This is a genomic window from Povalibacter sp. (genome assembly GCF_036735925.1).
In the GTDB taxonomy this organism is placed as follows: domain Bacteria; phylum Pseudomonadota; class Gammaproteobacteria; order Steroidobacterales; family Steroidobacteraceae; genus Steroidobacter.
Map to the genome: position 1 here is coordinate 1 of NZ_DAINNK010000124.1, position 10,030 is coordinate 10,030.

The following is a 10,030-nucleotide window of genomic DNA, read 5'->3' on the forward strand; positions in this document are numbered from 1 at the left end:
TGGGCGGTCGCAAGCGGCGCGCGCAGGAAACCACGGGTCGCTTGAATGCCGCGGCGCTGGAGCGTGCCGACACTGCCGTCCGTGACGTGCACGCGGCGCTCGGCGAACTGAAGATCGATCCGGTGATGTACGCCGACATCGCCAGTTGCAGCATCCCGTCGCAGAAGCTCGTGGCCGAGGCGCACGGATTCAATGTCCGCTTTCGCGACTGGATCTACGCGCACGATCTCGACTTCGACTGGCGCGGCAACGTGCGCGTCGCGCTGCGCGGGGCGAACGGCTCGGGCAAGTCCGTGCTGTTGCGGGCCCTGCGGGGCGACGAACTCGAAACGCGCGGCGAATGGCGTCGCGGCCATCTCGTCACCCTGTTCGTCGATCAGCGCTGCAGCGTGCTCGATGACGATCTGAGCGTGTTCGACAATGTGAGGAGTGTTTCGTCGGCGCCGGACAGCGACCTGCGCAATGGTCTGGCGCGATTTCTTTTCGCGGGCGATCGGGCATGGCAACCGGTGAAGCAGTTGAGCGGCGGCGAAAGACTGCGCGCGGCGCTGGCCCGGGGATTTCTGAGCACGCTCAAACCGGAACTGATGGTGCTGGACGAGCCGACCAACAACCTCGACCTCAAAAACATCGAATTCCTCGAAGCCGTCGTCCGCCGGTTCAACGGTGCGGTGGTCGTCGTCTCGCACGACGAACGATTCCTGCAGGGGTGTGAGCTGCGGCAGGAGCTAACGATAGGAGCGCCAGGGTGAAGGGGCTCAGCGCCGGTGCAGCGCCGCGACCACGCCGGCCAGCAGGTTCTCGAAGAACTTCGGTCGATAGCTCGCGCGGTAGTCAGGCGCAGGCGCAATCGTGTCCGGCAGCCAGTCGAAGCGCGCGAACGTGGTGGCCGGTGTCGTCGCCGTCCCCTGCGGACCCGCGCGCTGAATCATCAGCGTGAGTTCGTTCAGATGCAGCAGAAACTCCGGCGACAGCGGCTGCGGCCGGCCTTCCTGCATGGCCGCACCCCGTGCGCCGCTGCATGACACGGCGCACCGAGTGCGGCTGTGCTCATTGCAGGCCGCGGAGGGGTGAGGGGGTGGATTCAGCGGTGGTGGACACGCTCGGTGTGGAGTTCGCGGGCAGAACGATGCCTGACGAGTATCGTCCGGGCCGGATTTGCGGAGTCAGGGGGCTTTGACCAGCCGTCCGGGGTCAACAGAAGACCCGCGATGCGAATCGGGCAGGTGGATTGAAATTCCTATCCGCCAAACACAACGTGCCGATCATCGGGCAGGGCGGCATCACTTCCGCGAACGACGCACTCGAGTTCCTGATCGCGGGCGCCACCACGGTCGGCGTGGGCACCGCTCTGTTCTACGATCCGCTGGTGTGCAAGAAGATCAACGCCGGCATCGCCGACTATCTCGCGCGCCACGGCTTCAGCCGCGTCACCGACATCATCGGCACCTCATCCGCGCATCCACCGCTCGAAGCCGCGATCACTTCCACCAAAGCCTGCTGAGCGTCCGCGTCGGATCGCGTCGAGTCAGCAGCGGCGGCTCTCCACCTGTTCGGGCAGGAGTGTGCGAACTCGAACAGTGCGTTCGATCGCGGACAACCGCGGGGGGAGTCGAGCGGCTACGACAGTCACCTGATCGCAAGCGCAAGTCCCCGGTTGAGCTGGCTTTTCCAACTGCTGTGCGCGTGTGCCGAGGAGTTGGCGCGACATCTGCAATGGCAGCGGCATGGATCGCGACCTGTCTTCCCGCCAACGATGGAGCCCGTGGCTCAGAGCCGGCCGCAAGGTCGCTCTGGCGGCCGGCGTTCTGGCGGCGCTCGGCTGGTCAGGGCAGCGCTACCTGAGACCCTCGATCGAGCTTGCGGATGTGCGCGTGGCCGTGGTCGAGCGCGGTCCGCTCGAAGCGACCATAGCCGCCACGGGCACGATCGTGCCTCGCTCCGAGCAGATCATCGCGAGCCCGGTCAGTGCCGCCGTTCGCTCGGTCCGCGTGTCGCTGGGAGCGGCCGTGAGCCGCGGCCAGATTCTGATGGAGCTCGATACGACGGCGTCTGCCCTCGCCCTCAGCAATCTGGAAGAGCAGCTTTCGCTCAAGAGAGCGGAACGCCGAAGCGCGGACCTTCAGCGTGTCGACGTGGTACGGCAAACTCGCAGCCGGCGCGATCTGCTGCGCATCGATCTCGAAAGCCGCGAAGCTGCGCTGAGCCGCCTGCAGAAGCTCGGCACGACAGGCGCGGTCTCGGCATCCAACCTTCTCGAGGCCGAGCTCAACCTCAAGCGCGTGCAGGTCGAGATCGCGCAAGTGGACAAGAAGATCGTGAGCCTCGAGGCGCGGCGCGAGGCCGATCTCGAGCGGCTTGGGCTCGAGTTGTCGATCCTGGACAAGCAGCGTGCGGATCAGGCGCGACGAGTTGCCACCTCCGCAGTCACGGCGCCCATGGACGGAATCATCACTGACCTGGTCCGCGACGAAGGCTCTGTGGTTGCTGAAGGTCAGGCGTTGGCAACTATCGCAGCCACCGATGCGTTCCGCGTCGAAGCCGGCGTCTCCGATTTCTACGGATCCACGCTCGCACCTCAACAGCGCGTCAGGATCCGTTCGTCGACGAGCGAGTTCGCCGGCTACGTGGCGCGGATCCTGCCCACGGCCGACAGCGGACGTCTCGCGCTGTTCATCGAGCTCGATGATCCGACCGCGCCCGCCTTGCACATCAATCTGCGCGTCGATGCCGAGATCATCACCGCCGTGAAACCGGACGTGCTGAAGTTGCGCCGCGGCCCGGCGCTCGAGCGTGCCGGTGTGACCGAGCTCTTCGTGATCGAGCAGGGAAGCGCCGTGCGCACGCGCGTCCGGCTCGGTATGAGCGGACGCCAGGTCATCGAAATCATGGAGGGTCTCGAAGCCGGCGACCAGGTCATCGTCTCCGATACCTCGGCTTACGCGGGGCTCGCGGAAATTCGTGTCAGGTAATTCAGAAGTCTTCAGAGGATCGCCTTCATGCCCGAACCGCTCATCGCCTTGTCCGAAGTGCAGAAAATCTACCGCACGGATCGCATGGAAACGGTGGCGCTCCAGGCCGTCAGCCTGACGATCGACCCGGGTGAATTCGTCTCGATCATGGGACCTTCCGGCTGCGGCAAGAGCACGCTGTTGAACGTACTCGGGCTGATCGACAAGCCGACACGAGGCGCGGTGACTTTCGCGGGACGCGCGGTGAGCGGCCTCGGCGACGCGCAGCTTGCACCGATCCGCAACCAGGAGCTCGGCTTCGTGTTCCAGTCGTTCCACCTGATTCCGGATCTGCGCGTCATCGACAACGTCGAGCTGCCCCTGTTCTACCGCAAGGGCGCATGGCGCGAGCGGCGCAGGCTTGCGCTCGAAGCACTCGCGGTCGTCGGCCTCGCGAATCGCGTCAACCACTTCCCGACCGAGCTCTCCGGCGGCCAGCAGCAGCGCGTGGCGATCGCGCGCGCGATCGTCGGCAAGCCGAGCCTGCTGCTCGCCGACGAGCCGACCGGCAATCTCGACAGCCAGATGAGCGAAGAGATCATGGGTCTGCTCGAGCGGCTCAACACCGAGCAAGGCACGACGATCATCATGGTCACGCACGATCAGGCCAAGGCCGACCGCACGCGGCGGATCTTCCGCTTGTTCGACGGCCAGCTGGTTCACTGAGGCTTTCGAGGAAGAACCATGCTACGCAACTACCTCAAGATCGCGCTGGCCGTGTTGCTCAGGCGCAGGTTCCTGACCTTCGTCAATCTGTTCGGCGCCGCCTTGACCTTGACCGTGCTGGTCGTTGCTTTCGCCATCTTCGACAGCTTCGTGAGTCCCGCCGGCGCACAGCATCGTCAGAATCAGATCGTGTCGATCGTCCGCATCTTGCTGACGGGGCCTAACAGCGAGCTTGTCGGCGGACCGGGCTACAAGTTCTACGAGGGCTACGCGGCGCCGCTCGAGACGCCGGATAAAGTCAGCTTCGCGACCACTCCCAACCCCACGATCTCATACCTCGACGGCCGTAAGGTCACCTCCCAGTTGCGCCGCACGGACGCGCCGTACTGGGAGATCCTGGACTTCGATGTCCTCGACGGGCGCGTACTGCAGACGGACGACATCGACCAGGGACGGTTCGTCGCCGTAATCAACGAGACGACGGCAAACACATACTTTCCGGGCGAGTCCGCGATCGGCAAGAAGATCACCGCGGGGGGCGACTCGTACGAGGTCGTCGGCGTCGTCGCGGACGAGGCCGAGATCAGCCGTCTCGCCTACTCCGATATCTGGGTGCCCCTGACGACGAGCCAGACTTACCGGGACCAGTGGATCCTCGGCGGCCAGATCATGCTCTACGTCGACGATCCGTCGCAGCGCGCGGCCGTGCAAAACGAGTTCAAGCAGGCGCTCGAGGGCTTCGTGGCCGCCGACGACCCCCATCGGTTCGACCGCGCTGTCTCCGTGGCCTGGACGCCGCTCGGGATGCTCGCGAGCTTCATCATCGGCAACATGAGCTCGGGCTTCGACGACAAATTCGCCGACGACCGGGTGCCTCAGTTTCTGGCGCTCGCCGGCGCCATCACGCTGCTCTTCATGGCGCTGCCCGCGATCAATATGGCCAATCTCAATATCGGGCGGATGCTCGAGCGCGCGCCGGAGATCGGCTTGCGCAAGGCAACCGGCGCCTCGCGGCTTGCGCTCACGGGCCAGTTCATCTTCGAGAACGTCGTGCTTTGCGCGCTCGGCGGGCTGCTCGCTTTCGCGATCGCGCCGCTGGTGCTGGCTTATCTCAACGCCACGTTGTTCACGTACGGCCGGCTGACGCTGAGCGCGCCCGTCTTCGTCGCCGGCTTCATCTTCATTCTGATCTTCGGCGTGCTGTCGGGAGCCTATCCCGCCTGGAAGATGGCGAGGCTCGAGCCGGCGGCGGCCTTGAGAGGACTTCAGCATGCTTAGACACGCGCTCACGCTCATCTGGAACCGCCGCCGCGCCAATCGGCTGCTCGTCGTCGAGATTGCGGCCGCCTTTGTCATCACCTTCGTGCTGACGGCGCTGGCCGTGAATCTCTGGAGCAACTATCAGCGCCCGCTCGGTTTCGTCTACGAGAACATGTGGAACATCGGGGCCACGAACACGGCCTACGCCGGCAGCATGTTCAGCCGGCAATCCCACTCGGGCACGCTTGCAGACGTCCTGGCCGCATTGCGGGCTCTGCCCCGGACAGAAGTGGTCGAGCCGATCATGACGGTGCCCTACAGCGACAGCGAGTGGAGGAGTGAGTTCAGGGGCGCGGGCGACGCCACATTGTCGGCGCACATAAACCGAACCACGGCCGCGGCGTTGCAGGCCATCGATGTCGAGCTCGTCGATGGCCGCTGGTTCGGTCCCGCGGACGAAGGGCAGGGCTATCGCGCCGTGCTCGTCAATCGTGCCTTCGTCGAGCAGTCATTTGGACCGGGTGTCGAGCCGATCGGCCAGCGCATCGACCCACCCGGCTCGGAAGGGCGTGGGGCGCAGCGCAGGGAAGTTCGGATCGTCGGCGTGATCGAGGACTTCCGGCAGAAAGGCGAGCTCTCGGACACGGTTCCGTATGTGATCGAACGGTACGAGCCCGACGACGAGCGCGGGCCGACCTTTTCCCTGCTGCTCCAGGTTGCCCCGGGAACCGATGCGAGCTTCGAGGAGCAGCTCGTTGCGACCATCGAATCGGTTGCGCCGGGGTGGGTGGCGTCCGTCACACCGTGGACGCAGATGCGAGAGCGCAGTCTGTCGACTACGCTGCTGCCGCTGAAAATAGCCGCCACGATTGCCGTGTTCTTCATCGCGCTCGTGGTCATGGGATTGATCGGCGTGCTCTGGCAGGATGTCGTGCGGCGCACCCAGGAGATCGGCCTGCGGCGGGCGCTCGGCGCGGCCGCGGGCTCGGTTCGGCGGCAGATCCAGCTCGAGATGTTGATGGTCGGCGCGTTCGGCATCCTGATCGGGATCGCGGTGGCGATACAGTTTCCGCTGCTCGAGCTCGTGCGGCGCATAGACTGGGCCGCAGCGACGCTCGCCATCGTGATTTCAGCGGCACTGATTCTGCTGCTCGTCGCGCTCGGCGCGCTCTACCCGAGCTGGCTCGCGTCGCGCCGTGAGCCTGCCGATGCGCTACGTTATGAGTGAGCGTGCAGTTCCCGCAGGAATTCGATGACGGCGACCATACTCGTAGTCGATGACGACGTCTCTGTAACCGCGTCACTCGAGCTGCTGCTGAAGCAGAACGGCTTCCGTTTCGTTGTCGCGGCCGAGCCCGCCGCCGCGCTCGAGGTGTTGGCGCAGCGGAGCATCGATCTGGTCATCCAGGATATGAACTTCTCGCGCTCGACCACGGGCGAGGAGGGTCTGGATCTCTTGCGCGCGATCAGACGCGATCACGGCGCCGTGCCGGTCGTGCTGATCACTGCCTGGGGCTCCATTGCGCTGGCTGTCGAAGGCATGAAAGCCGGTGCCGCCGATTTCGTCACCAAGCCCTGGGACAACGAGCGCCTGGTGCGCGTGCTCAGAACCGCACTGAGCCTGTTCGGCGAGCGGCCGCCTGCCGCAGCCGATCGCGAATCGCTCGACAAGCAGTTCGAGCTGAGCGAGATCCTCGGCCGCGATCCGGCGCTGGTGCGCGTGCTCAATCACGTCGTGCGCGTGGCGCGAACAGACGCTGCGGTTCTCATCACGGGGGAAAGCGGCACGGGTAAGGAGTTGCTCGCCAACGCCATCCACGCCAACAGCACTCGCGCCGCCGGACCCCTGGTCAAGGTCAACATGGGAGCGATCGTGCCGTCGCTGTTCGAGAGCGAGATGTTCGGCCACGCCCGCGGCGCGTTCACGGACGCCAAGCGCGACCGCGCCGGCTACTTCGAGCAGGCCGATGGGGGCACTATTTTTCTGGACGAGGTCGCCGAGATCGATCGCACATCGCAGATCAAGCTGCTGCGCGTGTTGCAGGATCAAAGCTTTCAACGCGTCGGTGACGGCGAGCGCCGCCGGTCGAATTTCCGTGTCGTGGCCGCGACCAATCGCGATCTCGAGCGGCTGGTCGCCTTGGGCGAGTTTCGCGAGGATCTTTATTACCGGCTGAACCTGATCAAGCTCGTCATGCCTCCATTGCGTGAGCGCGCCATCGATATTCCGTTGATCGCGGCCCATCATCTGCGCCAGGCTCGTGCGCGTTACGGACTGGGCGAGATCGAGCTTGCCGCCGACGCCGTCCGCTGGCTCGGCGCGCAACCCTGGCCGGGAAACGTGAGGGAGCTGAAGCATTGCGTCGAGCGAGCGGCGCTGATGTCGCCGCGGCCTCTTCTTGCCCGGGCGGATCTGGAGACCACAGCTCGCGCCGAGGAACCGGCGCCAACAAGCCGGCTCGACCGCGACGTGCTGCCGCTCGATGAGGTCGAGAAGCTGATGATCGAACGCGCCATGAGCCAATCGGCGGGCAACATCACGCGCGCGGCCGAGCTGCTGGGCCTGAGCCGGGCGGCGCTCTACCGGCGGCTCGCGAAGCACGAGATCGAAGCGCCGTGACTCTGAAGTCGAGGCTCTGCGCCTATGTTCTCGCCCTACACTTGCTCGTAGGCGCTGTCCTGGTCTGGCAGCGGCAGGCGCTCGGCTGGTGGCTGTTTGCGCTCGAAATCGTCCTCGTGCTTTCTCTGTGCGCCGGCATCCGCTGGATCAGGACCGCGTTCAGGCCGAACGAGGTGGCGCGAGATCTCGTCGAGGTCATCGAGTCCGGCGAGTTCGGCACGCGCTATCCACCCGTGAATCAGCGGGAGATCGATCGCATCATCCACGCCTACAACCGCATGCTGGAGAATCTGCAAGCGGAGTGGCTCCGGCTCGGCGAGCAGCGCGGGTTCCTCGACCGTTTTCTCGCCGTGACGCCAAGCGGGATCGTGATCTTCGACTTCGACGGCAGGATCTCGCTGGTCAACCCCCGTGCGCTCGAGCTGCTCGGCCGAAAAGCCGATACCGACCTGATCGGGCGATCGCTATCGGCTATCGATTCGGCGCTCGCCGCCGCGCTTGCCGCGCTCGACCTGGATGAGACCCGCATGCTGACCGATGCGAATGGACGACGGCTGCGCTGCCAGCGGGCGCAGTTCACGGATCGAGGGTTCGCTCGCTCCTACCTGCTGATCGATGAGCTGACCGCGGAGCTCAATCGCAGCGAACGCGAGACCTACGAGAAGCTCATTCGCATGATCTCGCACGAAGTCACCAACACGGTGGCGGCCACCAATTCGCTGCTGGAGTCCTGCCGGAGCTACGCCGCGGAGCTCGCCTGCAGGGAACATCGCATCGATTACGAGAACGCGCTGGCTGTGCTGATCACGCGCAACCGCAGCCTCAACGAGTTCACCAAGGGCTTCAGCGATCTGGTCAAGCTGCCGGAGCCGCAGTGCGAGGAAATCGACGTATGCGATCTGCTGCGCGCCCTGCGGACGATGTTCAGCGCCGAGCTCAAGGCGCGCAACATCGTTCTCGACATCTCAGCGGATGCGGATCTGCCGCTGCTCTGGATGGACCGGGCGCAGATGGATCAGGTGCTCATGAACGTGATCAAGAACGCCGTCGAAGCGATCGAACGCGATGGCGAGATCCACATCCTCGCCCGCCGGCACGGCGATACAGTGGCTTTGACCGTCAACGATACCGGCAGCGGGCTGGATGAACAGGTGCGGGCGAACTTGTTCAAGCCGTTCTTCACCACCAAGCGACAGGGTCAGGGGTTGGGGCTGACGCTGGTCAAGGAGATCCTGACTCATCACGGCTTCGCTTTCTCGCTGGAGCCGGCCGACCCTGGTACGCGTTTTCGAATCGAGATGCCGTTGCGCGCAAGCGCTACTCATCCATCCCCAGCTCTTTGAGCTTGCGCGTAAGCGTGTTGCGGCCCCAGCCGAGCAGACGTGCGGCTTCCTGCCGCCCGCCTTCCGCCTTGCGTAACGCGGCACGAATGAGCGTGCGCTCGAACTCGGGCATGGCGTCATCGAGCAGCGGCGTCGCCCCCGTGGCGAGACGCTTCTCGGCCCATGCATTCAGCTGTCGCGTCCATTCATCCTGAAGATTGGCCGGGCCGACATGTCACCTATTTCATCGAGAAACAAGCTGCCGCCGTCTGCCTGCTCGAAACGACCGCGGCGCTGATGATCGGCGCCAGTGAACGATCCCTTCTCGTGCCCGAACAACTCGGATTCGAGCAGGTCGGCCGTGAACGCGGAGGTGTTGAGCGCGATGAACGCCTTGTTCGCGCGCGGGCTGTGCCGATGCAGCGCCCGGGCGACCAGCTCCTTGCCGGTACCCGACTCACCGGTGATCAGCACCGTCATACTCGACCGCGACAAGCGGCCGATCGCGCGAAACACTTCCTGCATCGCACCGCTGGAGCTGATGGCGCGGCTTGCAGCGCTGGTGCCGCCGCCGCGAATGCACCTGACCCGATTTCATGGGGTGTTTGCCCCGCACAGCAAACTGCGTGCGGTGGTGACGCCGGCGCGGCGGGGCGTGGGGGCGATGAAGCAGCAGGATGACCCTCCGACACCGCGTCATGTGGCGATGAACTGAGCGCAGCGCCTGAAGCGCGTATTCGGTATCGAGATCGACGCCTGCGCCGGCTGCGGCGGGAAGCTGAAGATCATCGCCAGCATCGAAGCGCCCGGGATCATTGCGAAGATCCTGTCGCATCTGGACAAGACGGTTGCGGATGAAGTGCAGCACGTACTGCCGCTGGGTGCGCGAGCGCCGCCGCAGCGGTCGCTGTTCTGAACTCAACTCATTGCTGACGATCATTGCGCCGCTGACACGGCGCACCGAGTGCGGCTGTACTCATTGCAGGCCGCGGAGGGGTGAGGGGGTGGATTCAGCGGTGGTGGACCCGCTCGGCGTGGGGTTTGCGGGCAGAACGATGCCTGACGAGTATCGTCCGAGCCGGATTTGCGGAGTCAGGGGGCTTTGACCAGCCGTCCGGGGTCAACAGAAGACCCGCGATGCGAATCGGGCA

The 10,030-nt window shown here is 65.0% G+C and carries 10 protein-coding genes and 2 pseudogenes; 9 read left to right on the plus strand and 3 right to left on the minus strand.

What is annotated here, in order from left to right:
• Positions 1-752, plus strand: a 752-nt coding sequence (locus tag V7D81_RS22020; protein ID WP_324320365.1) for an ATP-binding cassette domain-containing protein, incomplete at its 5' end; no start/stop codon positions are given.
• A gap of 6 nt (positions 753-758) precedes the next feature.
• Here V7D81_RS22020 and V7D81_RS22025 read toward each other — a convergent pair.
• Positions 759-998 carry a hypothetical protein gene (locus tag V7D81_RS22025; protein ID WP_324320367.1) on the minus strand — a complete coding sequence of 80 codons (240 nt, stop codon included), beginning with the start codon at positions 996-998 and terminating at the stop codon, positions 759-761.
• Positions 999-1,252: 254 nt separating this feature from the next.
• On the opposite strand from V7D81_RS22025, the pseudogene V7D81_RS22030 reads away from it, so the two are divergent.
• The 6 genes and pseudogenes from V7D81_RS22030 to V7D81_RS22055 form a co-directional block, all read left to right on the plus strand.
• Positions 1,253-1,504, plus strand: a pseudogene (locus tag V7D81_RS22030) (hypothetical protein); the annotation flags it as partial.
• A gap of 223 nt (positions 1,505-1,727) precedes the next feature.
• The gene (locus V7D81_RS22035; protein ID WP_324320371.1) at positions 1,728-2,972 is read left to right on the plus strand and encodes an efflux RND transporter periplasmic adaptor subunit; all 1,245 of its coding nucleotides are present in this window, start codon (positions 1,728-1,730) and stop codon (positions 2,970-2,972) included.
• A 27-nt stretch (positions 2,973-2,999) separates the two neighbouring features.
• Positions 3,000-3,677 carry an ABC transporter ATP-binding protein gene (locus V7D81_RS22040; RefSeq protein ID WP_324320373.1) on the plus strand — a complete coding sequence of 226 codons (678 nt, stop codon included), beginning with the start codon at positions 3,000-3,002 and terminating at the stop codon, positions 3,675-3,677.
• An 18-nt stretch (positions 3,678-3,695) separates the two neighbouring features.
• A complete protein-coding gene (locus tag V7D81_RS22045) occupies positions 3,696-4,955 on the plus strand; it encodes an ABC transporter permease (protein ID WP_324320375.1) in 1,260 nt (419 codons plus the stop codon).
• Positions 4,948-6,165 carry an ABC transporter permease gene (locus V7D81_RS22050; protein WP_324320377.1) on the plus strand — a complete coding sequence of 406 codons (1,218 nt, stop codon included), beginning with the start codon at positions 4,948-4,950 and terminating at the stop codon, positions 6,163-6,165. The genes V7D81_RS22045 and V7D81_RS22050 overlap by 8 nt, the downstream gene beginning before the upstream one ends.
• A gap of 24 nt (positions 6,166-6,189) precedes the next feature.
• Positions 6,190-7,557 carry a sigma-54-dependent transcriptional regulator gene (locus V7D81_RS22055; protein ID WP_324320379.1) on the plus strand — a complete coding sequence of 456 codons (1,368 nt, stop codon included), beginning with the start codon at positions 6,190-6,192 and terminating at the stop codon, positions 7,555-7,557.
• A gap of 35 nt (positions 7,558-7,592) precedes the next feature.
• On the opposite strand, the gene V7D81_RS22060 is transcribed toward V7D81_RS22055, so the two are convergent.
• Complete coding sequence (locus V7D81_RS22060; protein WP_324320381.1) at positions 7,593-7,853, minus strand: hypothetical protein; 261 nt, start codon at positions 7,851-7,853, stop codon at positions 7,593-7,595.
• On the opposite strand from V7D81_RS22060, the gene V7D81_RS22065 reads away from it, so the two are divergent.
• Complete coding sequence (locus tag V7D81_RS22065; RefSeq protein WP_442958372.1) at positions 7,791-8,900, plus strand: sensor histidine kinase; 1,110 nt, start codon at positions 7,791-7,793, stop codon at positions 8,898-8,900. The genes V7D81_RS22060 and V7D81_RS22065 overlap by 63 nt on opposite strands.
• On the opposite strand, the pseudogene V7D81_RS22070 reads toward V7D81_RS22065, so the two are convergent.
• Positions 8,875-9,422 (minus strand): annotated as a pseudogene (locus V7D81_RS22070) (sigma 54-interacting transcriptional regulator); the annotation flags it as partial. The gene V7D81_RS22065 and the pseudogene V7D81_RS22070 sit on opposite strands and share 26 nt — an antisense overlap.
• Between V7D81_RS22070 and V7D81_RS23360 the strand changes: the two are divergent.
• The gene (locus V7D81_RS23360; RefSeq protein ID WP_442958373.1) at positions 9,421-9,594 is read left to right on the plus strand and encodes a hypothetical protein; all 174 of its coding nucleotides are present in this window, start codon (positions 9,421-9,423) and stop codon (positions 9,592-9,594) included. The pseudogene V7D81_RS22070 and the gene V7D81_RS23360 sit on opposite strands and share 2 nt — an antisense overlap.
• Positions 9,595-10,030: the final 436 nt, after the last annotated feature.